This window comes from Variovorax sp. J31P179, from assembly GCF_030316985.1.
Classification (GTDB): Bacteria; Pseudomonadota; Gammaproteobacteria; order Burkholderiales; family Burkholderiaceae_C; genus Variovorax; species Variovorax ginsengisoli_B.
The window spans coordinates 208637-233112 of sequence record NZ_JASZYL010000009.1; the positions used below are offsets into that span (position 1 = coordinate 208637).

General features: G+C 69.6%; 25 protein-coding genes and 1 pseudogene. 10 read left to right on the forward strand and 16 right to left on the reverse strand.

What is annotated here, in order from left to right; translation table 11 throughout:
• Nucleotides 1-2: 2 nt before the first annotated feature.
• Complete coding sequence (locus tag QTI17_RS23505; protein WP_286536119.1) at nt 3-449, reverse strand: universal stress protein; 447 nt, start codon at nt 447-449, stop codon at nt 3-5.
• A 133-nt stretch (nt 450-582) separates the two neighbouring features.
• Between QTI17_RS23505 and QTI17_RS23510 the strand changes: the two genes are divergently transcribed.
• The 5 genes from QTI17_RS23510 to QTI17_RS23530 all read left to right on the forward strand — a co-directional run bounded on the left by QTI17_RS23510 (nt 583) and on the right by QTI17_RS23530 (nt 6142).
• Complete coding sequence (locus QTI17_RS23510; RefSeq protein ID WP_286536018.1) at nt 583-1155, forward strand: methyltransferase family protein; 573 nt, start codon at nt 583-585, stop codon at nt 1153-1155.
• 19 nt (nt 1156-1174) lie between these two features.
• Entirely contained in the window at nt 1175-2746 is a 1572-nt protein-coding gene (locus QTI17_RS23515; protein WP_286536020.1) for a Na+/H+ antiporter, read from the forward strand.
• Nucleotides 2747-2861: 115 nt separating this feature from the next.
• Nucleotides 2862-3947 carry a carboxymuconolactone decarboxylase family protein gene (locus QTI17_RS23520; RefSeq protein WP_286536021.1) on the forward strand — a complete coding sequence of 362 codons (1086 nt, stop codon included), beginning with the start codon at nt 2862-2864 and terminating at the stop codon, nt 3945-3947.
• On the forward strand, nt 3944-4726 hold the full coding sequence (locus QTI17_RS23525; RefSeq protein ID WP_286536022.1) for an adenylate/guanylate cyclase domain-containing protein: 783 nt from the start codon (nt 3944-3946) through the stop codon (nt 4724-4726). The genes QTI17_RS23520 and QTI17_RS23525 overlap by 4 nt, the downstream gene beginning before the upstream one ends.
• A 39-nt stretch (nt 4727-4765) precedes the next feature.
• The gene (locus QTI17_RS23530) at nt 4766-6142 is read left to right on the forward strand and encodes an APC family permease (protein ID WP_286536023.1); all 1377 of its coding nucleotides are present in this window, start codon (nt 4766-4768) and stop codon (nt 6140-6142) included.
• Here QTI17_RS23530 and QTI17_RS23535 read toward each other — a convergent pair.
• Nucleotides 6111-7418, reverse strand: coding sequence for an adenylate/guanylate cyclase domain-containing protein (locus QTI17_RS23535; RefSeq protein WP_286536025.1), 1308 nt, complete (start codon nt 7416-7418; stop codon nt 6111-6113). The genes QTI17_RS23530 and QTI17_RS23535 overlap by 32 nt on opposite strands.
• 231 nt (nt 7419-7649) lie before the next feature.
• Between QTI17_RS23535 and QTI17_RS35080 the strand changes: the two are divergent.
• Together QTI17_RS35080 and QTI17_RS23545 are read left to right on the forward strand one after the other, a co-directional pair.
• Nucleotides 7650-8096: pseudogene (locus tag QTI17_RS35080) on the forward strand (ABC transporter substrate binding protein); the annotation flags it as partial.
• Nucleotides 8097-8172: 76 nt separating this feature from the next.
• A complete protein-coding gene (locus QTI17_RS23545) occupies nt 8173-8496 on the forward strand; it encodes an ABC transporter substrate binding protein (RefSeq protein ID WP_286536027.1) in 324 nt (107 codons plus the stop codon).
• Here the strand turns inward: QTI17_RS23545 and argC are convergent.
• The gene (gene argC / locus QTI17_RS23550) at nt 8489-9523 is read right to left on the reverse strand and encodes an N-acetyl-gamma-glutamyl-phosphate reductase (RefSeq protein WP_286536028.1); all 1035 of its coding nucleotides are present in this window, start codon (nt 9521-9523) and stop codon (nt 8489-8491) included. The two genes, QTI17_RS23545 and argC, sit on opposite strands and share 8 nt — an antisense overlap.
• On the opposite strand from argC, the gene QTI17_RS23555 reads away from it, so the two are divergent.
• Together QTI17_RS23555 and QTI17_RS23560 are read left to right on the forward strand one after the other, a co-directional pair.
• Nucleotides 9500-10399 carry a LysR family transcriptional regulator gene (locus QTI17_RS23555; RefSeq protein WP_286536029.1) on the forward strand — a complete coding sequence of 300 codons (900 nt, stop codon included), beginning with the start codon at nt 9500-9502 and terminating at the stop codon, nt 10397-10399. The genes argC and QTI17_RS23555 overlap by 24 nt on opposite strands.
• 69 nt (nt 10400-10468) lie before the next feature.
• Complete coding sequence (locus tag QTI17_RS23560) at nt 10469-10909, forward strand: cupin domain-containing protein (RefSeq protein WP_286536030.1); 441 nt, start codon at nt 10469-10471, stop codon at nt 10907-10909.
• Here QTI17_RS23560 and QTI17_RS23565 read toward each other — a convergent pair.
• Both QTI17_RS23565 and QTI17_RS23570 read right to left on the reverse strand, forming a co-directional pair.
• Entirely contained in the window at nt 10906-11397 is a 492-nt protein-coding gene (locus QTI17_RS23565) for a C40 family peptidase (RefSeq protein WP_286536032.1), read from the reverse strand. The genes QTI17_RS23560 and QTI17_RS23565 overlap by 4 nt on opposite strands.
• A gap of 14 nt (nt 11398-11411) precedes the next feature.
• On the reverse strand, nt 11412-12476 hold the full coding sequence (locus QTI17_RS23570; RefSeq protein ID WP_286536033.1) for an XdhC family protein: 1065 nt from the start codon (nt 12474-12476) through the stop codon (nt 11412-11414).
• Between the two features lie 110 nt (nt 12477-12586).
• On the opposite strand from QTI17_RS23570, the gene QTI17_RS23575 reads away from it, so the two are divergent.
• Nucleotides 12587-13114, forward strand: a complete 528-nt coding sequence (locus tag QTI17_RS23575; protein WP_286536036.1) for a GNAT family N-acetyltransferase — start codon at nt 12587-12589, stop codon at nt 13112-13114.
• Between the two features lie 130 nt (nt 13115-13244).
• Here QTI17_RS23575 and QTI17_RS23580 read toward each other — a convergent pair whose 3' ends face one another.
• From QTI17_RS23580 to badH, 11 genes are all read right to left on the reverse strand, one after another.
• Nucleotides 13245-13886, reverse strand: coding sequence for a LysE family translocator (locus QTI17_RS23580; protein ID WP_286536037.1), 642 nt, complete (start codon nt 13884-13886; stop codon nt 13245-13247).
• Nucleotides 13887-13976: 90 nt separating this feature from the next.
• Nucleotides 13977-15365: a phenylacetate--CoA ligase family protein gene (locus QTI17_RS23585; RefSeq protein WP_286536038.1), complete on the reverse strand. Its 1389-nt coding sequence runs from the start codon at nt 15363-15365 to the stop codon at nt 13977-13979.
• Between the two features lie 12 nt (nt 15366-15377).
• A complete protein-coding gene (locus tag QTI17_RS23590; protein ID WP_286507973.1) occupies nt 15378-15533 on the reverse strand; it encodes a hypothetical protein in 156 nt (51 codons plus the stop codon).
• Between the two features lie 76 nt (nt 15534-15609).
• Nucleotides 15610-16845 carry an MFS transporter gene (locus tag QTI17_RS23595; RefSeq protein ID WP_286536039.1) on the reverse strand — a complete coding sequence of 412 codons (1236 nt, stop codon included), beginning with the start codon at nt 16843-16845 and terminating at the stop codon, nt 15610-15612.
• 86 nt (nt 16846-16931) lie between these two features.
• Entirely contained in the window at nt 16932-17975 is a 1044-nt protein-coding gene (locus QTI17_RS23600; RefSeq protein WP_286536040.1) for a zinc-binding dehydrogenase, read from the reverse strand.
• A gap of 24 nt (nt 17976-17999) precedes the next feature.
• The gene (locus tag QTI17_RS23605; protein ID WP_286519209.1) at nt 18000-18776 is read right to left on the reverse strand and encodes an enoyl-CoA hydratase; all 777 of its coding nucleotides are present in this window, start codon (nt 18774-18776) and stop codon (nt 18000-18002) included.
• 12 nt (nt 18777-18788) lie between these two features.
• Nucleotides 18789-19781: a Bug family tripartite tricarboxylate transporter substrate binding protein gene (locus tag QTI17_RS23610; protein WP_286536041.1), complete on the reverse strand. Its 993-nt coding sequence runs from the start codon at nt 19779-19781 to the stop codon at nt 18789-18791.
• Nucleotides 19782-19789: 8 nt separating this feature from the next.
• Entirely contained in the window at nt 19790-21436 is a 1647-nt protein-coding gene (gene aliA / locus QTI17_RS23615; protein WP_286536042.1) for a cyclohexanecarboxylate-CoA ligase, read from the reverse strand.
• Between the two features lie 152 nt (nt 21437-21588).
• Entirely contained in the window at nt 21589-22740 is a 1152-nt protein-coding gene (aliB, locus tag QTI17_RS23620; protein ID WP_286536043.1) for a cyclohexanecarboxyl-CoA dehydrogenase, read from the reverse strand.
• A gap of 25 nt (nt 22741-22765) precedes the next feature.
• The gene (badI, locus tag QTI17_RS23625; RefSeq protein ID WP_286536044.1) at nt 22766-23548 is read right to left on the reverse strand and encodes a 2-ketocyclohexanecarboxyl-CoA hydrolase; all 783 of its coding nucleotides are present in this window, start codon (nt 23546-23548) and stop codon (nt 22766-22768) included.
• Between the two features lie 34 nt (nt 23549-23582).
• The gene (gene badH, locus QTI17_RS23630; protein WP_286536045.1) at nt 23583-24350 is read right to left on the reverse strand and encodes a 2-hydroxycyclohexanecarboxyl-CoA dehydrogenase; all 768 of its coding nucleotides are present in this window, start codon (nt 24348-24350) and stop codon (nt 23583-23585) included.
• Between the last annotated feature and the right edge of the window lie 126 nt (nt 24351-24476).

Below are 24476 nucleotides of genomic sequence, written 5' to 3' on the forward strand. Positions count from 1 at the left end.
CTTCAGCGCAGCACCAGCACCGGTATGCGCGAGTGCGTCAGCACCTGCAGGGTTTCACTGCCCATCAGCAGGCGCTGCACGCCGCGCCGGCCGTGCGAGGCCATCACGATCAGGTCGCAGTGGTGCAGGCTCGCGGTCTCGATGATGGCCTCGGAGACCAGCTCCGACTGAACCACGACCGCGCGCGTGTTCTTCACGCCCCTGGCATCGGCCGTGGCCTTCACCGCGTCGACCACGCGCTGCGCCTCGAAGTTGAACTGCTCGCCCAGGCGATCGGCATCCGCCTGGTCGAGCAGCACCGATCCTTCGAAGTAGCCGGTGGGGTCGCGGCGCACCACCTTGATGGCGACCAGCTCGGCCTGCATCAAAAGGGCCAGATCGATGGCGCTGTGGACCGCCAGCTGCGAGAGCTCGGAGCCGTCGGTGGCAACGAGGATGCGTTCATACATGACCATGACCTTGCCTCCCGGGCAGGGACACCCGCCCGCGGGTCCCAGCGTACCGCGCGCGGCCTCGGCGAGCAAGGAAAGCGGCCGCGAAGGGGCAGAATCAGGCCAGGAGAGTTACCAGCTGGCGTTCCCCATGCTCCTCGTCTATCGATACCTGTTTCCGGCGATGTGGCTGAGCTGGGCGCTCTATTGGTGGGCGATGTCGCGCGACGTCAAGCCCACGGTGCGCCGCGAATCGCCGGGCTCCCGGCTGCTGCACATCGTCCCCCTGGCGCTGGCCATCGGCCTGCTGTGGCGCCCGAATGCGCCGATCCCGCTGCTCGATGCGCGCATCCTGCCGCGCACCGCATGGTCCTTCTGGACCGGCGCGGCGGTCACGCTGGCGGGCCTGCTGTTCAGCGTGGCGGCGCGCGCGTACCTGGGCCGGAACTGGAGCGGCACGGTGACGCTCAAGCAGGACCACGAACTCGTCACCCGCGGCCCCTATCGCTTCGTCCGGCATCCGATCTACACGGGCCTGCTGCTGGCGTTCCTGGGCTCCGGCTTCGCACGCGGGGACCTCGGTGGCGTCGCCGCGATCGCGCTGGTGCTGTGGGCGTTGTGGCGAAAGCTGCGCATGGAAGAGCGCTGGATGCGCGAGCAGTTCGGTGAAGCCTACGTGGCCTACAGCCGGCGGGTGGCGGCGCTGGTTCCGTATCTGCTGTGAGGGATACTCGGCCCCGACCATGGCCACCTTCGAATGGATCATCGTGCTGCTGCTCGGCGCCGCGCTGCTGGCTGCGCTCGCGCGCCGGCTGGGTGCGCCGTATCCGACCTTCCTCGCGCTCGGCGGCACCTTGCTCGCCTTCGTGCCCGACAGTCCCAACTGGACCCTGGACCCGCACCTGGCGCTGACGCTGTTCGTGGCGCCGGTGCTGGTCGATGCCGCCTACGACACCTCGCTGCGCGACCTGCGCACCCACTGGCGGCCGATCGCCGGGCTGGTGATCGCCGCGGTCGGCACCACGGTGATCGCGGTCGCGCTGGTGGCGCGCTGGCTGGTGCCCGGCATGTCCTGGCCGGTGGCGATCGCGCTGGGCGCGATCGTCGCGCCGCCCGATGCGGCGGCAGCGACCGCCGTCATGCGGCAGGTCAAGCTGCCGCACAAGCTGCTCAAGATCATCGAGGGCGAGAGCCTGCTGAACGACGCCAGCGCACTGTTGGTCTACCGCCTCGCGATCATGGCCGTGATGGCCGGCCACCTGGGTTTCGCGAGCTTCGCGCCGGTGTTCCTGCTGACTCTCTTCGGCAGCCTGGCGGCGGGCGTGGGCTGCGCCTGGGCGCTGCGCCGGCTGATGAGCGGCGTGCGCGAGGTGCCGGTGCTGCTCATCATGCAGTTCGCCTTGACCTTCGGTGTCTGGATCGCGGCCGAGGCGATCGGGCTCTCGGGCATCCTCACGCTGGTCGCCTACGCGATGACGGTCGCGCGCAGCGGCGGTGCCCAGCTGCCGGCGCGCCAGCGCGTACCGGTGTTCGCGGTCTGGGAGGCGGTGGTGTTCGTGCTGAATGCGTTCGCCTTCGTGCTGATCGGCATGCAGCTGCGGCCGATCTGGCAGCGGCTCGAGGCTGGCGGCGCGCGCACCGACGCCGTGCTCACGGCGCTGGTGGTGCTTGGCACGACGGTCGCCGCGCGCTTCGTCTGGGTGATGAGCTACAAGGCACTGAGCTTGCGACGGCATCGCGCCGCCGGCGCCGCGCAGGCCGGGCATGGGCGGGGCGCCTTCCGCAGCGGCATCGTGCTTTCATGGGCGGGCATGCGCGGCATCGTGACGCTGGCCGCCGCCTTCGCGATTCCCGAGACCCTGCCCGACGGCACGCCGTTCCCGCACCGCGACCTGATCCTGCTCTGCGCCTTCGCGGTGGTGCTGGGCACGCTGGTGCTGCAGGGCCTCACGATGGCGCCGCTGATCCGCCGCATGGGGCTCAGCGACGACGACCCGGTGGGGCGCGAGATCCGGCTCGGCCGCACGCATGCCTATCGCGCGCTGCTCGATGCGATCGCGCACGACGACAGCCTGGCCGGCAAGCTGCTGCGCAAGGAGTACGGCGCGATCGTCGAGCTGAACTCGGGCCATGCCGACGAGGCGCCGATCGACGAAGTACCCGGCGGGCCGCTGCGGCGCCGCGCCATCGCGGTGGCGCGCCAGCGCGCCTTCGAGATGCGCCGCGACGACGTGATCGGCGACGATGCCTACCGGGTGCTGGTGCAGGAACTCGACTGGGCCGAACTCAGCGCCGGCGGCGGCAGGCCGCAGTGAGGCGGCGGCCGTCCGCGGGTGCCGGCGAGGCGAGCGCAGGCGGCCCGTATTGGCTACCATCCAGGCCGGCCGGTCGACGATCGGCCATGGTGTCCGGTTTCCTGTGGAGTGGTGCATGGCCGTGTTGCTGAGCGAGATCCAGTGGAGCGACCCCGTCCTGCCGGCGGCGCCGGACGCGGCATGGGAAGCCGAACTCAAGCGCCGCGGCGCCCCGGTGCTCGAAGTCGACCGCCGGGTGGCGGCCAGCCGCTGGCTGCGCGAGGCCGCCTACCAGGCGACGAACTACATGCCCGCCGCGCTGCCCGAGCGGCTGCACCGGATGGGCAGCATGGTGACGGCCCAGGAGAATTCGTGCCGCTACTGCTACGGCGCGAACCGTGCCTACATGAAGCTGCTGGGCTATTCCGAGTCGTTCATCCAGCAGGTCGAACGCGACGTCCAGATGGCCGAGCTGGACGCCAAGGAACGCGCCTACATCGCCTTCTGCCGCAGCCTGGCGCGGTCGAGGCCGCGCCCGGCCGCGGCCGAGCGGGCTGCCCTGCTCGAACTCGGCTATACCCCGGCGCAGATCGGCGAGATCGCCTTTGCGATCTCGTTCGGCTGCTTCTTCAACCGGGTCAGCACGCTGTTGGCCTGCCCACCCGAGAAGAAGTTCGAGCGCATGGCCGCCGGACCGTTTCGCTGGCTGCTCGCGCTCGCCATGCCGCTGATGAAAAAGTTCGGCCCGGGCCGGCCTGAAACGGCGGCCCTGGACCGGGCCACCCTGGCGGCCGGCCCCTTCGGCGTGGTGGTCGCGCCGCTGGCCGGCCTGCAGGCAGGCACCATCATGAAGGCGGCGCTCGATGGCTCGTTCGAGTCCGGCTTGCTGAGCCGCAGCGCCAAGGCGCTGATGTTCGCCGTGGTCGCGCGCACGCTGGGCTGCCCGCATTGCGAAGCCGCGGCGACGCGCCTGCTGCTCGAAGACGGCTTCGGCCAGGCGGACATCGACAGCGCCATGGCGACGCTGCGCTCGCCCCGGCTGGCGCAGGGCGAAGCCGGCCTCCTGGCGTGGGCGCGCGACACCGTCTACTACGAGCCTTCGTCGATCCAGCAAAAGACGCGCGCCCTCGGCGCCGAACTGGGCGCTGCCGCGCTGCTGGAAGCCATCGGCGTGGCGTCGCTGGCCAACGCGACCGTGCGGCTGGCCATGCTGCTGGAGTGACGGCGCTGGACTGGATCCTCGTCGCGCTCGGCGCCATCGCCCTGTCGGGCCTGGCCGTGCTCGTACTGCACGGCCGCCGGCAGAACGAGCAGCTCGAGAAGCTGCTGCTCGCCGCCGACGATCGGCTCGAGCAGCTGCAGCGCCAGTTCGAGCGCTTCGTGCCGGCCGACGTGGTGGAGCGGCTCACCGAGGCCAGCGACGTCCTGGCGCCCGAGCGGCGCCAGGTGACGATGCTGTTCGCCGACCTGCGCGGCTTCACGGCCTTGTGCGACCGGCTCGACCCGGCCGTGACGGTGGGCATCCTGAACGACTACTTCCGCCACATGACGATCGCCATCGGCCACCACCACGGGCATGTCACCGAGTTCGTGGGCGACGGGCTGCTGGCGCTGTTCGGCGCCCTGGAAGCCAACCCCTGGCAGGCCCGCGACGCCGTGCTGGCCGCGCTGGACATGCGCGCGGCCCTGGCGCGCTACAACGCCACCCTGCGGGAGCGGGGCCTGCCCGAACTGCGCTTCGGCATCGGCATCCACGGCGGGGAGGTGGTGGCGGGCGTGATCGGCACCGCCGGCCTCTCCAAGTTCAGCGTCACCGGCGACCCCATCAATGTCGCCTCCCGGGTCGAAGGACTGACCGCCAGGTACGAAGTCGACCTGCTGGTCACGGAGGACATCCGGCGCGCGCTGGACGACCAGTTCCGGCTGCGGCCCATGCCGCCGGCGCTGGTCAAGGGCAAGGCGGAGCCGATCCAGACCTATCACGTGGAGGCCGAGAGATAGCCTGTTGCGGCGCCCTCGCAGCCGGCGTACAACCAGGGCATGCGCGAGTCCGCCGGTCTTCAAGCCAATTCGCTCGGCATGACCGAGGCGGTCGTCATGGGCGTCGCCGGCACGGCGCCGGCCTACAGCATCGAGATCACCACTTCCACGATCATCGCGACCGCGGGCGTGCTGTCGCCGGCCAGCGTGCTGGTCTGCGGCCTCATCATGTTCGGCATCGCGTTCGCATTCATCCAGATGAACCGGGCGCTGCCCAGCGCCGGCACCTCCTATGCGTGGGTCGCCATGGTGTTCGGCCGCACGCTGGGCTTCTTCGCCGGCTGGGCGCTGCTGGTCCTGTGCTGCGTGTTCATGGTGTCGGCGATGATCCCGGCCGCCAACGCAACCCTGCTGGTCTTCGCGCCGGCGCTGATGAACGACGTCCACTGGGTCACGCTGATCGCCGCGCTGTGGCTCACCGCGGTGAGCGCCGTGGTCGTCAAGGGCATCAAGCTCACCAGCTACGTGCAGGTGGGGCTGACGCTGATCGAGGCCGTGATCCTGCTGGCGATCATCGTGGCGGCGTTCGCGGTCTTCACGAAGGCGCCGGCGCACCCCTTCTCGTGGCGCTGGTTCTCGCCGCTTGAGTTCTCGCCCAAGCTGTTCGCCAACGGCGCGCTGGTGGCGATCTTCTTCTACTACGGCTGGGACGTGACGCTGAACCTCAGCGAGGAGACCCGGGACCCGGGCCGCACGCCGGGCCGCGCGGCCTTCTGGGCCATGGTGTTCCTGATGGCGTTCTTTCTCGTGTTCATCACGATCACCCTGCTGGGCCTGAGCGACGAGGAGATCCAGCACTACAACACCAACGTCATCTTCGCGATCGCCGAGAAGCTGTTCGGCAAGACCTGGGGCTACGTGGCGATCCTCGCGGTGCTGCTCAGCACGGTGGGCACGGTCGAGACCCAGATGCTGCAGTTCACGCGCATGCTGTTCGCCAAGGCCCGCGACGGCGCGCTGCACCAGCGCTACGCGCGGCTGCACCCGCGCTGGCAGACGCCGCATGTCGCGATCTTCTTCATCTGGGCCGCCGGGCTGGCGCTGCTGCTCGTGTCTTCGTACCTGCCCACCATCAACGTGATCCTGCAGGACTCGATCACCGCGATCGGCTTCCAGATCTGCTTCTACCTGGGCCTCACGGGCCTGGCCTGCGCCTGGCACTACCGTGCGCTGGCCTCGGCCGGCTGGGCGGCCGTGACCCACGTGTGGTGGCCGGCGGCCAGCGGCGTGTTCCTGTTCTTCATTGCGCTCTACAGCATCCCCACCTTCGATGCGGTGACCAACGCGGTCGGCATGGGCGGCATCGCGATCGGGCTGGTGCCGCTGCTGTTGAACCGCAGGCGAGTCAGCGGCGAGCGAGCATCGCCTGGACGATGACGTCGATCGTGTCCGTCCAGGCCATTTCGACTTGCGGCGTGTACTTCTCGCCCAGCACCTCCCGCGCCGAATCGAGAAACGCCCGGCGGAAGGCCGGATAGTGCCCGGCGGCGACGCCGTAGGCATCGTGCCGCCGTCCGAGGTCCCGCAAGCCGAGCCTCATGGTCTCGGGACGGCTCATGGCGTAGACGAGGAACTGGAGCATGTGGGAGAGCATCTGGCCCTGGGTCTCCAGGTTGCCTCGAAAGAGGGGCTGCGTCCCGGGGTCCAGCTCGAACAAGCGCCGATAGAGGTGCGCCGTGAATTGCTTCTGGTGTTGCAGCAGGACGCCGATGGTCGACTGGACCAGCAGCGCGGGGTCCGGCGCGGCAAAGCCGATGACTTCCACCAGCTTGAACGTGTCGCGCTTGCCTTTGAGCACGGCCTGGGTTCGCCGCGCTTGCACGGGCACCTGAGCGACGTGGTCGAACAGAATCTCCGACACCAGGAATCGGGTCCCGAGCGTCTTGTTCGCGTCTTCGATCCGGCTGGCGACGTTCATGGCGTCCCCGACGGCCGTGAACTGCAGCTGGCTCGGATGCCCCATCATCCCGACGACGAGCGGCCCGCAATGCGCTCCGACGCCGATGTCGAGGGTCACGCCGAACTCGGCTGACAGCGCGGCGTTGAGATCAGTCAGCGTCTGGAGAATGCCCAAGCCGGCCCGCAGGCTGTCGAGACAGCTCTTTTCGAGGGGGTCTGCGCCAACCCCGAACAGGCCGACCACCTGATCGCCGACATACTGGTGGATGAGGCCGTTGTTGACCAGGATCGCATCGCCGATCGCCGTGAAGAAGCGATTGAGGATGTGCACCACGTCGTAGGCCAGGTTGCTGTCCACGAAGGACGTGAACCCGCGGATATCGCAGAACAGGATCGCCAGCGATCGCTCCTCGGGCGGCGCGATCGAAGCCTGCTCCAGCTGCAGGCGCGACACATCCGCGCAATGCCTGACCAGCCGCTCGAGCGTCACGTCGCCGCCCACGCGCGCCTGGCAAGCCAGCCGCGTGAACCTGTCCCATCGACGCGCTTCGGCCACCTCGGCTTCGCGCGGCGTGCGCGGCGAGACGTTCTGGATGCCGTCGCAAATGCGCACCCGGCAGGTCGTGCAGCGCCCGTTGCCGCCGCATTCCCGAAGATGCGGGATCTTGTGGGCGATCGAGATGTCGAGGACCGTCATGCCGGGATCGGCCACCGAGACCGTCTTGTCGTCACCCAGGTAAACGATCGTCGTCATGGGAGTCCTTCACCGACGGCACAGTATGCGCCGACCCGGGGCGCGTCAAGGTGGATGGTGCGCCTTGCGCAGGCGCCACCAATGGTGCACGCTCCCGCCATGAAACGACGCTTGGTCCTGGGCACCGCGTTCGCCCTTGCGTTGACGCAGAACAGTTCGCGGGCATACGCAGCCGACAAGGTGCTGCGCCTCGGATGGGTCACGGCCCAGGAGCCCGCCAGCCTGGCGCCGATGGTCGCGGCGCTGCGCGCCTCGCTCGCCCGGCTGGGCCATGTCGAAGGCCCGAACCTTGCCATCGCGTTCAGGTACGGCGACGGTTCGGTCGACCGCGTCCCCGAACAGGTCGCGGAACTCCAGGGCCTGGGCATCGACATCCTGCTGGCGCAGGGCGGGCCGGCAGTGAACGTCGTGAGCGGCCTGCCGGTGGCCGTGCCGGTGGCCTACGTCTTCAGCGGTGACCCGGTCTCGGCCGGTTTCGCGAAGAGTCTCGCGCACCCCGAGTCGAACATGACCGGCCTCACGCTGATGGCCGCCGAGATGAACGGCAAGTTGCTGGAAATCCTGCGCGAGATGGTTCCGTCGCTGCGCGACGTGGCCATCGTGGCCAACCCCGAACATCCGGGCTCGCACATCGAGCGCGACTACACCGACGGCGCGGCCAGGCAACTCGGCCTGCGTACCGAGTACTTTCCGGCGCGGACGCGCAGCGAGCTCGCGTCCTCGCTGGATGCCATGGCCGCTTCGCCCGCACGCGGTGTCGATCTTCAGCGACAGCTTCGCGGTGGCCAACCGGCGGCAGATCCTCGACTTCGCGATCGCGCGCAAGATGCCCGTGATGTCCGGCTGGCCGGTCTTCGCGGACAGCGGCGCGCTGTGCACCTACGGCCCGCGGCTGGTGGACTCTTATGCGCGGCTGGCGTCGTATGTCGACCGGATCGCCAAGGGCGCCCGGCCCGCGGACCTGCCGATCGAGCGGCCGACGACCTTCGAGCTGGTGCTCAACCAGAAGACCGCCAACGCGATCGGACTCAAGCTGCCGCAGTCGCTGCTGGTGCGCGCCGACCGGCTCATCAGCTGATATCGGCGCTGGCCATCAAACGCAGGTTCTGCACGGCCGCACCCGCGGCTCCCTTGCCCAGGTTGTCGAGCACTGCGCTCAAGACGATCTGCCCTGTGCGTTCATTGCACGAAACGGCCAGGCTCATGTCGTTCGAACCGTTGTGGACTTGCGGGTCCAGTTCGGTGATCGGCTCGGCAGTCGACATCGGCAGCACGCGCACATGCGCCGCATCGCGGTAGCGTTCCGCAAGGCATTCGTGGATGCGCGCGCCCGACGCGTCCGACGAGAGCCATCGGGCGTGCAATCCGATGGTGAGCACGATGCCCTGCCGCCAGCTGCCATAGGCCGGCACGAAGAGAGGCCGCTGCGCCAGGCCGGCGTAGGCCTCGATTTCCGGCACGTGCTTGTGCTCCAGTGCAAGGCCGTAGACCTTGAACGAATGCGCCCCGGCCCCGGCCTCGTGCGCTTCCGCCCCCGCCCTGCCCTGCCCCGAATAGCCCGAGATGGCATGGATGACGAGCGGACAGTCGGCGGGCAGCAAGCCCGCATCCGTCAAAGGTCGCAGCAGCGCGACCGCGGCGGTCGGATAGCAGCCCGGATTGGTGACCCGCGATGCCGCGGCGATGCGTTCGCCTTGTCGTGCATCGAGCTCCGGCAGGCCGTAGACCCAACCCGGGCTGGTGCGGTGGGCCGAGCTGGCGTCGATGACACGCACCGAAGGGTTCTCGATCATCGCCACCGCGTCGCGCGCCGCGGCATCGGGCAGGCAAAGGATGGCGATGTCACACGCGTTGAGGGCGTCGCGGCGGGCAGCCGGGTCTTTGCGCAGGCCCGTCGGCAAGGTGCGGATGCGGAATTCCGTGCCGCGGAGCCGGTTCTGCAGGTCCAGGCCGGTGGTGCCCTGGTCGCCGTCGATGAATATGTTGAGGGGGGGTCCATGGCGTTCGATCGTAGGGATGAGAGCGCGATGGCTCCAGCTAAATTTATGCAACCCCGGATTAAGAAAAGTTAAATTAGCGGCATGCGGGAACTGAGCCTCGACCATCTGCGCACCCTGGTTGCCATTGCCGACCTCGGGTCGCTGGCCAATGCCGCGCGCGCCCTTCATCTGGCGGCACCGACCGTCACCGTCCAGATCGCGGAACTGGAGTCGCGCCTGGGCGGCCAGTTGCTCGTTCGCGGGCGCGGGCCCGCGCAAGCGACCGCCCTGGGAGAGCGCTTCATCGCGCGTGCCCGCAGGCTGCTGGCGGACGCCGACGACGCCGTGGAGGACGTGCGGCGCCAGCTCGCCGGCCAGACGGGGCGCGTGCGCGTGGGCGCCTCGACGGGCGCCATTGCGCACCTGCTGCCGCCTGCGCTCGAACGCCTGGCCCGGCACCATCCCGGCATCGACGTCAACGTGCAGGTGCTGACGTCCAACGAAAGCATGGCCCGGCTCGCCGCAGGCAGCCTGGACCTGGCGGTCGTGGCGCTGCCGCAGGCGCCGGTGCGGGGTGTCCATGTCACGCCCCTTCGGCGCGAGGCCGTGGTCGCCTGCCTGCCGGCAGCCTGGAAAGCACCCAGGCGGCTGACCCCGCAGTGGCTGGGCCAGAGGCCATTGATCATGAACGACGCCTCCACGCGCCTCTACCGGTTGACCGCGGAATGGTTTTCTGCGGCCGGCGTCCATTGCCGGCCGCGCATCGAGCTCAACTACAACGATGCGATCAGGACATTGGTCGCCGCGGGCTACGGCGCCGCGCTGCTGCCGGCGGAATCGCACGAGCCCGCGCGGGACCCTCGCATCGCCGTCCGCCCGCTCAGCCCGGCGCTGTGGCGGCAGCTGGGTCTCGCGGTCAGTGACCGGGGCGCCAGCGGACCGACGCGGTTCGTGCTGGACGCATTGCTGCCTGAAAGGGATGCGGTCACGCGAGTCGGATGATCGGTGGCGATCGGCCTTGACGCGATGGCGCCTCCCGGTAGGATTCCGCCAAACCACAGGAGACCTTCCATGACCAGCGACCCGATCCGCGCAGGCCAACTCGAGATCCGCTACCTGGTCGACGGCTCGGCCAGCGGCGGGCTGGGCGTGTTCGAACTCACCGTGCCGCCGGGCTCCAACGTCCCGCCGGCTCACAGCCACCGTGACAACGAAGAGTTCTTCTATGTGGTCGAAGGCTCGATCACTTACTCGGTCGACGCCGACACGCGCCAGCTCCAGCCGGGCGAATGGATGTCGACCCCGCGAGGCTCGGTGCACGGCTTCAAGAACGAAGGGACGCAGACGGCGCGCGCGCTGGTGGTCCTGACACCGGACATCGGCGCACAGTACTTCCGCGACGTGGCCGTCGTGGTCAATGCCGGCGGTCCGCCCGACCGGGCGAAGCTGATGGAAGTGATGTCGCGCTACGGGCTCAAGCCGGCGGCGCCTGCACAGACCTCGGCTCCCTAAAGCCGCCGCACCTGCGTCGGCTGGCGCGACCAGTAGATGCCGTCGAGGCGGTCCAGGCGCACCTCGCCGCCGGTCGACGGCGCATGCACGAAGCGCCCTTCCCCGACATAGATGCCCGCGTGCGACGGCGTGGCGGCGCCGAACAGCACGAGGTCGCCCGAGCGGATCTCGGACACCGGCACCGGGCGGCCGAAGGCGGCCATCCGGGCCACGGTGCGCGGCGTCGCCTGGCCCACGCTTTTTCGGTACACATAGCCGATCAGACCGCTGCAATCGAAGCCACCGTCCGGCGTGTTGCCGCCGTAGCGGTAGGGCGTGCCGACCAGCCCCAGCGCATGGATCGCGACATCGTTCGACTGTTCGGCCGAGAGCGCCGCGGGACCGACCCCGGACACCGGAGGCGGCGGGCTCGCGCAGCCCAGCGCCAGCAGGCAGGCGGCTGTCGAAAGCAGGCGAATGAGAGTCGAGGCGAAGCGCGGGTTGCTCATGGTGTCGGGTCGGATCATGCCAGCCCGGCATCGCCCCGCCGCAGCACGGCGACGATTTCCGCCACGATCGAGGCAGCGATCTCCGCCGGCCCGACGGCACCGATGCGCAGGCCGGCGGGCCCATGGATCCTGGCGGTGAGTTCGGGCGGGTGGCCGCGCTCGGCGAGCCGGGCGAGGCGCGCCGCATGTGTCCTTCGGCTGCCGAGCGCACCGACATAGAAGGCCCGGCTGCCGATCGCCTCGGCCAGCCCGGGGTCGTCGATCTCGGGCGCGTGCGAAAGAAACACCACGGCGCAGCGCTCGTCCAGGTGCGCGTCGCGCAACGCGCGGGCGGCATCGTCGACGACCTGCCGCGCGCCGGGAAACGGCATCGCCTGCATGTGGCCGGGCCGCGGGTCGATGAGGGTCACGCCGAATCCGACCAGCTTCGCCGCATCGAGCAGCGCCCGGGCCGCGCGCACGGCCCCGACCACGAAGAGCCGCAGCGGGGCATTGAAGACCTGGAACAGCACCTCGTCGCCGTCCACGCTCGCGATACCGGTGTCGTCGGCGCGGGCCCGGTCGCGGGCCTCGGCCGCCCACGCATGCGCGGCGGCGCCGTTGGCGGGGAGGCAGGCGCGCAGGCCGTCCGAGAGCCGCGTGCACAGCACGACGCCCTGCCGGTCTTCGATGGCGCGCAGGGCCGCGCGCAACGGGCCCGCGTGGCCCGCGTCGCCTTCCGTGATCGCTTCGAGCCGGATCTCCAGGGCACCGCCGCAGGCAAGCCCCGCGGTCGAGGCGGTCGCGTCGTCGACGGCGACGCCCAGCTTAGGGTCCGCACCCCGGTCCAGGACATCAAGCGCGGCCTGCGCGACGCGCGCATCAACCGGCGGTCCGAACAGCGACCCGCAGCGGACACCGTCGCCGCGCACCGCCATCTGGCTGCCGGCGCGCATCGGCGCAGTGGGCCAGGCGCGCACGATCGTCGCCAGGGCCACATCGGCCGCGGCGTCCTTCCATGCGAGGGCCTGGCGCAGGATCGCCGCCGGGGCCGTGTCGGCGGACCCGGGGCTCGCGGCGGTCGGATCTTCATCGGGCATCGAGGACTCCTTCGGTGGGCATGTCGCTTGCTTCACGCCAAGAACCAAGAATAGACCAGAGCAAGCCCGACTCGGGCTGAAAATCGCCGGATCTTCCCCCCGGAGGCCCCATGCAGGTCCTTGACGCAGACACCACCCATATCGACGGCATCGTCGCCATCTACAACGACGCGGTGCGCAACACCACCGCCATCTGGAACGAGAAGACCGTCGACGCCGCCAATCGCGCGGCCTGGCTGGCCGACCGGCAGCGCGTCGGCTACCCGGTGCTGGTGGCGATCGATGCCGAAGGCGCCGTTGCCGGCTACGCCTCGTTCGGCGACTGGCGCGCCTTCGACGGCTACCGCCACACGGTGGAGCATTCGGTCTACGTGCGCCAGGACTGCCGCGGCGCGGGCATCGGCAAGGCGCTCATGGTGGCCCTGATCGAGCGCGCGCGCGGCATCGGCAAGCATGTGCTGGTGGCCGCCATCGAGGCCGGCAACACGGGCTCGATCGAACTGCACAAGAAGCTCGGCTTCGAGCAGGTCGGACTGATGAGCGAGGTCGGCACCAAGTTCGGCGTCTGGCTGGACCTGGTGTTCCTGCAGCTGAAGGTGGATGCTCGGACTGAGCCGGACGGGGTGCAGGCGCGGTGACGGCGGAGTGTTCTAGGCAGTTGAGGACAGAGCAAAACCTGCTGCGCAGTTCTTGGTCTGTCCCGCAAGACCTGATCAGTTGAGGACAGAGCAAAACTGCTGCGCAGTTCTTGGTCTGTCCCGCAAGGTCTCAGTAAACCCTGCTGCGCAGCCGCAGCAGCCCGAGCCCGAGCAGCACGAAGGCCGCCCCCGCGATGCGGTTGAACAGCCGCACCCGGCGCAGGTCGGAGAAGCTGTGCTTCATGCCGCGCGCCAGCAGCACGTAGAAGGCATGCGACAGCACGGTGAAGACGGCGAAGGTCGCAGTCAGCACGAAGAACTGCTCCGCCACCGGCGCGCCCGGGGTCAGGAACTGGGGGAACAGGGCCGAGAAGAACAGGATGCTCTTGGGATTGGTCACGGCCACCGTGAGGCCATGCCCGAACAGCCGAAGGGTGGCGGGCGGCAAGGCGGCTTCGTCCGGCCGGCGGGTATCGGCGAAAGCGTTGGCGCCGCTGCGCCACTGCCGGATGCCGAGGTAGACGAGGTAGGCCGCACCGGCCAGCTTGAGCACCATGAAGGCCGTGGCGGAACTGCTCAGCAGCACGCCCAGGCCGGCCATCGCGACGGCGGACACCAGGAACACGCCGACCGCATTGCCGAGCGAACCCCACATGGCGCGGCGAGGCCCGACGGACACCGAGTTGGAGACGGCCAGCAGCACGGCCGGACCCGGCGTGAAGGCCATGAACAACGAAACACCGCAGAAGACGAGCCAGTTCGACCAGGTCACCATCACCCCCGAAGTGACGCCACCCGCGCGGCGGCATCTTCAGGTTGCGATTGTCTCCGGACCGGGAAACCCCCGGCCTGCGGTCCGGAATCAGGGCGCCGGTGCCACCACGCGCGCCACCTTGCCGCTGCGGCCGGCGCGGCCGGGTTCGCCGCTGCGGCAATGGATCCGCACCCCCGGGGCACCCTGGGATTCAAGAAACTCGCCCAGCACTTGCCGCGCCCGCCGCAGCGCCGGGCCGGCCGCCGTGCCGCACAGCCCGGTGCGCAACAGCAATTCGCAGGGGCCCAACTGCACCAGCTGGAAATCGAACAGGCCGGCGCCCTCCTCCAGCATGGTGCTGAGCGCCAGCGGCAGCACGCTGACCGGGCCCGAGCGGGCGGCGCCCAGGTGCAACGTGTCTTCGCAGCGGCCCTGGACCTGGATCACGGGCAGGCAGGAGCCGCAAGGACACCCGCCCGGGCACACGGTCACGCGGTCGCCCAGGTCGTAGCGGATCAGCGGCTGCACGTGGTTCGCCAGATTGGTGAGCAGCGTGGTCGCGGGCAGTTCGCCGGGCGCCACGGCGCGGCCCTGCGTGTCCACGGGCTCCAGGATCGCCCAGTCGCTGTTGAGGTGCATCCGGCCCTGGCTGCATTCGAAGGCCAGCGAGAGGAATTCCGACGCGCCGTAACTGTTGGTCACCGGGCAGCCGAAGGCCTGCTGCACGAAGTCGCGCTCGGCAGGCGACAGGTCTTCGCCGCCGGTCCAGATCTCGGCCGGCGACGCCCGCAGCCGCCCGGCGATGCGCTCTTCGGCCAGCAGCACCGCCGCGCTGGGATAGGTGGCGATCACGGTCGGCGCCAGCGCGTTCAGTTCGTCGACCAGGCGCGCGACCGGCTGCAGGAACGAGATCCCGTGCAGGCGCTGCGCCAGTGCCGGATTGAGGCGCCGCAGCCGCTCGATCGACACGGTGCTGGCGAAGTGGCCGCTGGTCGCACCGACGAAGGCGATGCGCTCGGCGAGCCCCCACGGGTCCAGCCACCGCTGCAACGGCCGCAGCACGGGCCGCCGCAGCGCCTCCAGTGCGTCGTAGACCGCCATCGCGGCCGCGTCCTGCACGAAGATGGCGGGCTCCCCGCTGCTGCCCGAACTCTCCCACACCGCATAGCGGCCAAGGAAGGGCTCGGCGATGCGCCGGCGGTCGGCCACGAAGCGGCGCAGGGCGTCCAGCCGCAGGCAGGGATCGGCGACCCAGCCGTCGAAGTCGCCCATGAGCGCGGCCTTTTGCGCGACCGGCAGGTCCTCCAGCTGCAGCGGGTCCTGTGCGCGGCCGTCGAGCAGGCGCCGGTAGGTCGGCGAGTGCAGGCGGGCCGAAGCGAGCAGTCGGCCCAGGCGCGCCGCCTGCCGGTCGGCGATCGACGCGGCCGGCGCACGCGCGGCCAGCGCCACGTCCAGCGCGATCGAGCCCGACAACCAGGGGTCGACCGGCGGCGGCATCAGGCGGCCTCCCTAGAGCTTCTCCTTCACGAAACCGGCGGCGTTCTCGTCGGCGCCGGGCTGGCCCTCGTCCGAATGGGGGTTCGTCGGGTCGGCGTCGGTGGGGAATTCAGGCTCAACGGGCAGCTGCCCGGGGTCGTCCTCGGAAGGGACTTTGGGAGTGGACATGGGACTGATCCTCGGACTGCGGAAGAACGCCCATTTTGAGCCGCGGGCGGCCAGAAATACAAACGAACAGTCGGCATCAGTCGCAGGCCCGCTTTGCGCGCCAATTCCACAGCGCGCCGAAGGCCATCAGCACGCAGGTGGCGAGGAACACGGTCGGCATCCCGAAATGGCCGCCGACGAAGCCGCCCAGCAGCGGCCCCGCGACCTGACCGGTGTACTGCGCGGAAATCGAATAGCCCAGCATGCTGCCTGCGGTGCCTTCGGGCACGCTGTGCCGGATCACGCTGGCGATGCACGGCAGCAGCCCGCCGAGCGACAGCCCCATCAGGAAGCGCAGCCCGACCAATTGCCAGCCCGAGGTGACGAAGGCCTGCGGCACCAGCAGCACGGCCGAGATCGCGAGGCAGCCGATGATCACGTTCCAGTGGCCGACCCGATCGGCCAGCTTGCCGAGCCGGGAGGCCGACAGGATGCTGCCCAGCGCGGCCGCCGACATCACGAAGCCGGCCATCACCGTGACGCGCGCGGGCTCGGCCACCAGCTGCGCGACGTAGACCGTGATGATCGGCTCGATCGACATGTTGGCCAGCATCAGCAGCATCCCGGTCAAGAGCATCGCCGTGACCGGCCGCTTGTCGGGCACCGCGGACCAGCCGCCGGCCGGCTTCGCGTCGGCCTTGGCGCGCGCCGGACGGCGCTCCTCCCGAATCAGGAACAGCGTGGCCAGGAAGGCGACGAAGATCACTGCGCCAGCGCCGAAAAAGGTCCAGCGGATGCCGATCAGCGGTGGCAGGACGCCACCGATCAGCGGGCCGACCAGGCTGCCGGCCATGACCGCGGACGACAGGGTGCCGAGAGCCCAGCCCGAGCGCTCCTTCGGGGTCTGGGTCGCGATCAGCACGGTCGAGCCCGAGGCATAGCCGCCCAGCAGGCCGGCGAGGAGGCGGAGGCCGACCAGCTGCCAGACGTCCTGCGCCAGGCCGATCAGCGCCATCGCGACGGCCATGCCCAGGCTGGCGCGGATCAGCATCAGCTTGCGGCCGTAGCGGTCGGCCAGCCGGCCCCACAACGGCGCCACCAGCGCGGCGCTGAAGAAGGTCGCGCCGTAGGCCACGCCCGACCAGCGGACGATGGCCGCGGAATCGCGCACGCCGAGCTGTTCGACGTAGAGCGGCAGGAAGGGCAGCAGCAGCGTCATCGCCACGATGGTGGTGAACGAGCCGAACATGCAGACGACGAGGTTGCGCCGCCAGTGTTGGGCGGCCGGGTCGGCAAGGGTGCGAGGGGAGCTGGCGGCGGAAATATCGGACATGGATGGCGGCGGGAGTCGCATTCATTGTCCCGCCGCATGCCCTATGGCGCGCATGCCATCTGGCGATGGGCCCCTTCGCGGAGCGATCAGCGCGCGCCGTCGGCGATCGTGATGGCCACCTTGCCGAAACGGTCGGCGGCGCCGAGGCGGTCGAGTGCCGCGTGGGCCTCGGCCATCGGGAACGCCGCATCGATCACGGGACGCAGGCCGGTGCGCCGGACCAGCGACAGCAAGGCCGCGAACTCGTCCAGGTCGCCCAGCGTCGAGCCCAGGATCTGGAGTTGGCGGATGAAGATGCGGCGCAGGTCCGCCGGCGGCTGGTCGCCGCTGGTGGCGCCGCAGGTCACGAGCCGGCCACCGCGCACCAGCGACTTCATGGCGCTCGACCAGACCGCGGCGCCCACGTTCTCGATCACGACATCGACGCCGCGGCCGTCGGTGAGCGCCATCACCTCCTTCGCCACCTCGCGGGTCGAGCTGTCGATCGCATGGTCGGCGCCCAGCTGCAGGGCGCGCTGCAGCTTGGCGTCGGTGCGCGACGTGACGATGACCCTGGCGCCGGCCAGCCGGGCCAGCTGCAGGGCCGCCAGCGAGACGCCGCCGCCGACGCCGAAGATCAGCACCGTCTCCCAGGGCTTGATCTGCGCCTTGGTGAAGAGCATCCGCCAGGCCGTGAGGTGGTTGACCCCCAGCGCCGCGGCCTCGGCATGGCTCAGGTGCGCAGGCATCGGGAACACGTTGCGGGCCGGCACGCTGACGTATTCGGCCAAGGTGCCGTCGCGATGCTCTCCCAGGTACTGGATCGCGGTGCAAAGCACACCTTGGCCGCGCTGGCAGAACTCGCAACGGCCACAGGCGATGCCCGGGTGCAGCACGACCTGCTGGCCGGGCGCCAGAAGAGGCTCGTCGGCGTCCACCTCCTCGACGGTCCCGGCGCCGTCGAGTCCCATGATCTGGGGCAGCCGATGCGTGATGCCCGCGCCGCTGTCGCGCATGTAGAGATCGACCTGGTTGAGCGTGGCCGCCTGGAGGCGCACCAGCACCTCGCCCGGGCCGCGCACCGGCCTCGGCCGCTCGCCGACGGCGACGACCTCGTTGCCGCCGTGGCCCGTGATGAAGACTGCCTGCATGCGGTGCTCCTCGTGGGAAATAGATCAGCCGTGCCGGAACACCGGCTGGCGCTTCTCGAGAAAGGCGTTCATGCCTTCGTGCGCATCCTCGCTGGCAAAGCGCGCATGGAGCTGCCGGCGCTCGAACAGGATGCCTTCGGTCAACGAAGCCTCCCAGGCCCGGTTCACCGACTCCTTGATCGCCATCAGCGCCGGCAGCGAAAAGCCGGCGATGCGCGCCGCGAGTTCCATCGCCTCGGGCAGCAGGCGCTCATCGCTCACGACCCGCGAAACCAGCCCGCAGCGGTCGGCCTCGGCGGCATCCAGCGTGCGGGCCGACAAGCACATGTCCATGGCCTTGGCCTTGCCGATGGCGCGCGGCAGCCGCTGGGTGCCACCCGCGCCGGGCATCATGGCCAGCTTGATCTCGGGCAGCGCGAAGCGCGCCGACTCGGCGGCGATGACGATGTCGCAGGCCAGTGCGAGCTCGCAACCGCCGCCCATCGCGACACCCGCCACCGCGGCGATCACCGGCTTGCGCACCCGGCGGATGGTTTCCCAGTTGCGCGTGATGAACTCGCCCTGGTGGACGTCCATGTAGCCCCAGTCCGCCATCGCCGCGATGTCCGCGCCGGCCGCGAAAGCCTTCGCGCTGCCGGTGATCACGATGGCGCCGATGTCGGCGTCGGCGTCGAATCCGAGCAGCGCCGCGCCGAGCGCGTCCATCAGTGCGTCGTCGAGCGCATTCATCTGCCGCGGCCGGGCCAGCGTGATGAGGCCGACCCGTCCGTGGGCCTGCGTGAGGATGGGTTGTTCGTGCATGCCGGTCCCGTGTCAATCCACCACGATCTTCTGCTGTTTGATCAGCGCCGACAACAAGGCGCCCTCGTCGGCCAGCAGGGTGCGGAAATCGGCGGTCTCCATCGCGACCGGTTCGGCGCCCAGGTCGGCATAGCGCGACTTGACGGCCGGCTGCGCCAGCGCCTTGGCGACTTCGCGATTCATGCGGGCCACGATCTCGAGCGGTGTGCCGGCCGGTGCCCACATGCCGAACCAGATGTCGAGGTCGGCGCCCTTGAATCCCTGCTCGCCCACCGTGGGCACATCAGGAAAGAAGGGCGAGCGCTTGGCGCTGACGATGCCCAGCAGCTTGACCTTGCCGGTGCGGATGTGCGGGAACGCGATCCCCGGGTCGCAGACGAAGTCGGCCTGGCCCGACAGCACGTCCTGCAACGCCGGGGCCGCACCGCGGTAGGGCACGTGGGCGACGTCGGTGCCGGTGGCCTGCTTGAACAGTTCGCAGGCCAGGTGCGGCGGCGTGCCCGCACCCGCCGAGGCGTAGGACAGCGTGCCCGGCCTGGCCTTGGCCAGAGCGACCAGGTCGCGCGCGTCCTTCGCGGCCATCTGCGGCTTGGCGACCAGGTACATCTGGGTGCGTCCGACGCTGGCCACCGGCGCCAGGTCGCGCGATGGCACGATGGCCGACTTGAACAGCGAGGGATTGGCGGTTTCAACCGACGTCGGCGCGATCAGGAAGGTGTGGCCGTCCGGCGCGGCGCGGATCACTTCGGCCGCCGAGATGTTGCCGCTCGCGCCCGGCTTGTTGTCGATGATGACCGGCTGCCCCAGCGATTCGGACAGCGACTGCGAGAGGATCCGGGCCATGACGTCGGTGCTGCCGCCGGGCGCGAACCCGACGACGACGCGAACCGGCTTCGCGGGCCAGGCCGAAGCCGTCTGCGCGATCGCGGCGCAGCCGATGCTCGTGAGGGCGGCGACCGTCAGGGCCTGCAGCAGGCGGCGGCGAATGGACGATGAGGTGAGCATGTTGTTTCCTAGGCGGTGGTGGTGCGGAGCAGCAGTTCGCGCAGCTTGAACTTCTGGATCTTTCCGGATGGCGTGGACGGCATGGCGTCGCGCACGATGAGGCGCTCGGGGATGTACTGGACCGCCACCTTCTCGCGCTTCAGGAAGTCGACGATCGAAGGCAGGTCCACGCTGTGGCCCGGCCGCGCCACCACCACCGCACAGGCCCGCTCGCCCAGGCGTTCGTCCGGGTAGGCCACGATCGCGGCCATGGCGATGGCGGGGTGCCGGTAGAGCAGCGACTCGATCTCGACCACCGGGATGTTCACTCCGCCGCGGATGATCACGTCCTTGCTGCGGCCGGTGATGCGGATGTAGCCCTGCGCATCGACGCGGGCGAGGTCGCCGGTATCGAACCAGTCGTCGGCGTCGGTGCCGTTGAGGTGCGGCCGCCGGAGGTAGCCGCCGAAGTTGGAACATGCGCGCACCAGCAACCGGCCGGACTCGCCCGCGGGCAGCGCCTGGCCGGCGTCGTCGGCTACCTTGATCTCCACGCCCGGCAGCGGGTGGCCGTCGGTGTTGAAGGCGCGCTCGTCCTCGTCGTCGAGTTCGATCAGGGTGACGGCGCCGTTCTCGCTCATGCCCCAGGCCGACACGATCTTGGTGCCCAGCACGCCCCGGGCCTGCTCGACCAGCGGGCCGGGAATCGGCGCGCCCGCGCACAGGAAGGTGCGCAAGGTCGGCACCGCCAGCCGGCGCTCCGCGACGGCGCGGGTCACGTCCGTCAGGAACGGCGTCGAGGCCATGGTGAAGCTGACCCGCTCGCTGCGGATCAGCTCGAGCGCCTGGCCCGGCTCCCAGATGTCCTGCAGAACCACGCTCGCCTTGAGCATGATCGGCATCATCAGCCCATACATGAAGCCCGTCTGGTGCGCCATCGGCGAGGCCATCAGCACCACGTCGTCGGCCCCCAGGCGCAGGCGCTGCGCGTACGGAATGATGTTGGCCATCGTGGTGTTCGCCGTGTGCATCACGCCCTTGGGCTCGCCGGTGGTGCCCGAGGTGTAGATCAGCTGGGTCACGTCGTCGGGGCCGGGGCGGCTGCGCGCGAGGATCGCCTGCGCGTCGGCGCTGTCCTCCCAGGCCGGGCCGCTGAGCAGGGCATCGAAGCTGTTGCCGCCGTTGCCGCCGACCACCACGACCTGCGCGAGGTCGGGCAGGTCGCCCCGCAAGCCCTCCACCATCTTTTCGAAATCGAAGCCGCGGAAGACCTGCGGCACGATCAGGACCTTGGCTTCGCCGTGCTTGAGCATGAACGAGAGCTCGCGCTCGCGGAAGATGTGCATCAGCGGATTCATCACGGCGCCGATGCGCGAGCACGCCAGGTAGGTCAGCGTGAACTGCCACCAGTTGGGCAGCTGGCAGGCCACCACGTCGTTGCGGCCCACGCCAAGCCGGGCCAGACCCACCGCGATGCGGTCGGCCATCCGGGCCATCTCGCGGTAGGTGAAGCGGGTGGTGCCGCCCTCTTCCACCCGCAAGGCGGTGAGCGCGGTCTTGTCCGGGCAGGCCGCGACGCAGGCGTCGAGGTCGTCGTTGATGGTGCGGTCGTGCCAGAGGCCTTGGGCCACCATCCGGGCGCGGCGCGGCGCGATGAGTACGGCGTCGAATTCCATGTTGTGTCTCCTTGTTGTAGTGTCTCGGCCTAGTCAGTTGAGGACAGAGCAAAAACTGCTGCGCAGTTTCTTGATCTGTCCCGCAAGGCTTCTGATCGGTTGAGGACAGAGCAAAAACTGCTGCGCAGTTTCTTGATCTGTCCCGCAAGGTCTCAGGAAGGCACCGCTTCCCGTCCGGCGCGCGTGCGGGCGATGATGGTTTTCATGATCTGGGCCGTGCCGTCGCCGATCTGGAAGCCCAGCACGTCGCGCAGGCGCTGTTCCATCGCGCCGCGGTCGTAGCCGCCATGGCCGAACATCAGCAGGCATTGGTGGATCGCGTCGTAGGCGAGCTTGGGCGCCCACCACTTGCACATCGCGGCTTCGGCGGTGTGCGGTGCGCCCCTGTCTTTCAGCCACAGCGTCTGCAGGCACAGCAGGCGAGCCGCCTCGACCTGGGTGTCGAAATCCGCCAGCGGATGCGATACGCCCTGGAAGGCCGACAACGGCTTGCCGAAGGCTTCGCGCTGCGCGACGTACTCCCAGGTCTCTTCCAGCGCCACGCGGGCGACGGCCAGCACCTGCAGGCCGATCAGCGCACGCGAGAAGTCGAAGCCCTGCATGACCTGCACGAAGCCCTTGTTCTCGTCGCCCAGGCGGTGGCTGGCCGGCACCCGGACGTTCTCGAAGAAGAGCGATCCGCGCCCGATCGCGCGCTGGCCGTGGCAGTCGAAGCGGTTGCGGGTGATGCCCGGCAGGTCCATCGGCACCAACAGCGCCGTGACCCCATGGGCCGCCGATTCGATCGATCCGGTGCGGCCGAACACCACCGCCGCATCGGCCTGGTCGGCGGCGGAGATCGAAGTCTTCTCGCCATTGACGACGTAGTCGTCGCCGACCCGTTCGATGCGCAGGCGCAGGTTGGCGGCATCGGAACCACCGCGCGGCTCGGTGAGAGCGATCGCGAACAGCGCCTCGCCCCGCGTCAGCTTCGCCAGCCAGGGCGCGACGACTTCCGGCCGGCCGTGATGGGCCAGGATCTGCCCGTTGAGCGAGGCCAGCAGGTTGACGTAGCTCAGGCTCAGGTCGGCCCGCGCGATCTCCTCGTGGATCACGCCGGCGGCCAGCGCGCCCAGGCCCTGGCCGCCGTGGGCCTCGGGCAGCTCGGGCGCGATGAATCCCATCTCGCCCATCTCCCGCATCAGCGCGCGGTCGAGCACGCGTGTCTTGTCGCGCTCCAGAAAGCCCGGCGCGACCCGTCCGCTGGCGAAGCGGCGCGCATGCTCGCCCAGCGCCGCCAGATCCTCGTCGATGTAGGGATTCATGGTGTCTCCTTGGGTGGCGCGGGGCCTACTTGGCGTACTTGCGGAACTCGGGCTTGCGCCGCTCGCCGAGCGCCTTGACGCCTTCGCGCGACTCTTCGGTGTCGTAGTACAGCTTGAGCGCGTACATGCCCAGGCCGGCGATGCCGCTCTGGTGCGCGGTGTCGGCGTTGAAGCTGCGCTTGGCGATGGCGATGGCCGTCGGACTGCGCTCGCAGATGGTCTCGGCCCACTCCTGCACCGTCTCGTCGAGCTTCTCGGGCGGCACGCAGATGTTGGCCAGGCCCATGGTCACGGCCTCCTGGCCCGAGTAGCGCTTGTTGAGGTACCAGATCTCGCGCGCCTTCTTCTCGCCGACCACGCGTGCGAGGAAGGCGGTGCCATAGCCCGGATCGACCGAACCCATCTTCGGGCCGACCTGGCCGAAGATCGCCTTCTCGGAGCAGATGGTCAGGTCGCAGATGGTGCACAGCACGTTGCCGCCGCCGATGGCGAAGCCCTGCACCCGCGCGATCACCGGCTTGGGCACGTCGCGGATGGCGGTGTGCAGCTCTTCCATCGGCAGGCCGATGGTGCCGCGGCCGTCGTAGTTGCCGTTGTGGGCCGACTGGTCGCCGCCGGTGCAGAAGGCCTTTTCGCCGGCGCCGGCCAGCACGATGGCACCGACCTCGCGGTCGTAGCCGGCGCGGTTCAGCGCCCGGATGATCTCGTCGCAGGTCTGGCCGCGAAAGGCGTTCATCTTCTCGGGCCGGTTGATCGTGATCCAGGCGACGCCGTTGCGCACTTCGTAGAGGATGTCTTCGAATTCCATGGTGTTCTTTCAGTGAGGGGGTCGGGGAGCGGCCTCAGCCGTTCATGGTCAGTCCGCCGGAGACGCTCAGGACCTGGCCCGTGACGTAGGCCGCGTCGTCGCTGGCGAAGAACAGGATGGCGCCCGGCAGGTCGTCCGGCTGGCCGATGCGGCCGAGCGGGATCGAGCGCGTGAAGGCTTCCATCAGCTTCTCGGGATTGCCGGCGCCTTCCTTGTAGTCGGCGAACAGCGCGGTGTCGGTCGGGCCCGGGCACACCACGTTGACCGTGATGCCGTGGCGGGCGTGCTCGCGCGCGATGGTCTTCGAGAACGCCACCAGGCCGCCTTTGCAGGCCGCGTACACCGCTTCGCCGGAGGAGCCGACCCGCGCCGCGTCGGAGGCGATGTTGACGATCCGTCCCGCCTTGCGCGCCGCCATGCCGGGCAGCACCGCGTGGTGCATGTGCAGGGCACCGGTCAGGTTGATGGCGATCAGCTTGTCCCACTGCGCCGGCTCGGTCTTGGTGAAGGGCTTGAACACGTCCCAGCCGGCGTTGTTGACCAGCACGTCGATCGGGCCGAAGCGCTCGAGCGTGGCGGCGACCGCGGCGTCGACGCTCGCGCGGTCGGTGATGTCGCAGCGAAAGGCCTCGGCCTGGCCGCCCTCGGCGCGGATCTGCGCAGCCACCTTTTCGGCGGCCTCCGGGTTCAGGTCGAACACCGCGACGCGTGCGCCCTGGCGGCCAAAGCGGCGGCTGGTCGCGCCGCCGATGCCGCCGCCGCCGCCGGTGATCACGACGGTCTTTTCATTGAATGTCTGCATCTGGGTCTCCATGGGTTGCGAAGCTTGCTATCGTGGGCGCCAGTCTCGAGGGGTTTCGCGCCATTACGACAACATGTTTACGTATTATGGGCAGATCGACTCGCCTGTCAAATCGAACTTTCAGAG

What these genes read in the sequence shown, in the direction of transcription:
- QTI17_RS23570 (WP_286536033.1), bottom strand. Translation starts at nt 12,476, where the DNA reads ATGCCCGATGAAGATCCGACCGCCGCGAGCCCCGGGTCCGCCGACACG.
- argC (WP_286536028.1), bottom strand. Translation starts at nt 9,523, where the DNA reads ATGGTCGAGGCTCAGTTCCCGCATGCCGCTAATTTAACTTTTCTTAAT.
- QTI17_RS23535 (WP_286536025.1), bottom strand. Translation starts at nt 7,418, where the DNA reads ATGACGACGATCGTTTACCTGGGTGACGACAAGACGGTCTCGGTGGCC.
- QTI17_RS23510 (WP_286536018.1), top strand. Translation starts at nt 583, where the DNA reads ATGCTCCTCGTCTATCGATACCTGTTTCCGGCGATGTGGCTGAGCTGG.
- QTI17_RS23605 (WP_286519209.1), bottom strand. Translation starts at nt 18,776, where the DNA reads ATGCACGAACAACCCATCCTCACGCAGGCCCACGGACGGGTCGGCCTC.
- QTI17_RS23565 (WP_286536032.1), bottom strand. Translation starts at nt 11,397, where the DNA reads ATGAGCAACCCGCGCTTCGCCTCGACTCTCATTCGCCTGCTTTCGACA.
- aliA (WP_286536042.1), bottom strand. Translation starts at nt 21,436, where the DNA reads ATGGAATTCGACGCCGTACTCATCGCGCCGCGCCGCGCCCGGATGGTG.
- QTI17_RS23515 (WP_286536020.1), top strand. Translation starts at nt 1,175, where the DNA reads ATGGCCACCTTCGAATGGATCATCGTGCTGCTGCTCGGCGCCGCGCTG.
- aliB (WP_286536043.1), bottom strand. Translation starts at nt 22,740, where the DNA reads ATGAATCCCTACATCGACGAGGATCTGGCGGCGCTGGGCGAGCATGCG.
- badH (WP_286536045.1), bottom strand. Translation starts at nt 24,350, where the DNA reads ATGCAGACATTCAATGAAAAGACCGTCGTGATCACCGGCGGCGGCGGC.
- QTI17_RS23505 (WP_286536119.1), bottom strand. Translation starts at nt 449, where the DNA reads ATGTATGAACGCATCCTCGTTGCCACCGACGGCTCCGAGCTCTCGCAG.
- QTI17_RS23520 (WP_286536021.1), top strand. Translation starts at nt 2,862, where the DNA reads ATGGCCGTGTTGCTGAGCGAGATCCAGTGGAGCGACCCCGTCCTGCCG.
- QTI17_RS23555 (WP_286536029.1), top strand. Translation starts at nt 9,500, where the DNA reads ATGCGGGAACTGAGCCTCGACCATCTGCGCACCCTGGTTGCCATTGCC.
- QTI17_RS23610 (WP_286536041.1), bottom strand. Translation starts at nt 19,781, where the DNA reads ATGCTCACCTCATCGTCCATTCGCCGCCGCCTGCTGCAGGCCCTGACG.
- badI (WP_286536044.1), bottom strand. Translation starts at nt 23,548, where the DNA reads ATGGAATTCGAAGACATCCTCTACGAAGTGCGCAACGGCGTCGCCTGG.
- QTI17_RS23575 (WP_286536036.1), top strand. Translation starts at nt 12,587, where the DNA reads ATGCAGGTCCTTGACGCAGACACCACCCATATCGACGGCATCGTCGCC.
- QTI17_RS23595 (WP_286536039.1), bottom strand. Translation starts at nt 16,845, where the DNA reads ATGTCCGATATTTCCGCCGCCAGCTCCCCTCGCACCCTTGCCGACCCG.
- QTI17_RS23530 (WP_286536023.1), top strand. Translation starts at nt 4,766, where the DNA reads ATGCGCGAGTCCGCCGGTCTTCAAGCCAATTCGCTCGGCATGACCGAG.
- QTI17_RS23600 (WP_286536040.1), bottom strand. Translation starts at nt 17,975, where the DNA reads ATGCAGGCAGTCTTCATCACGGGCCACGGCGGCAACGAGGTCGTCGCC.
- QTI17_RS23590 (WP_286507973.1), bottom strand. Translation starts at nt 15,533, where the DNA reads ATGTCCACTCCCAAAGTCCCTTCCGAGGACGACCCCGGGCAGCTGCCC.
- QTI17_RS23560 (WP_286536030.1), top strand. Translation starts at nt 10,469, where the DNA reads ATGACCAGCGACCCGATCCGCGCAGGCCAACTCGAGATCCGCTACCTG.
- QTI17_RS23585 (WP_286536038.1), bottom strand. Translation starts at nt 15,365, where the DNA reads ATGCCGCCGCCGGTCGACCCCTGGTTGTCGGGCTCGATCGCGCTGGAC.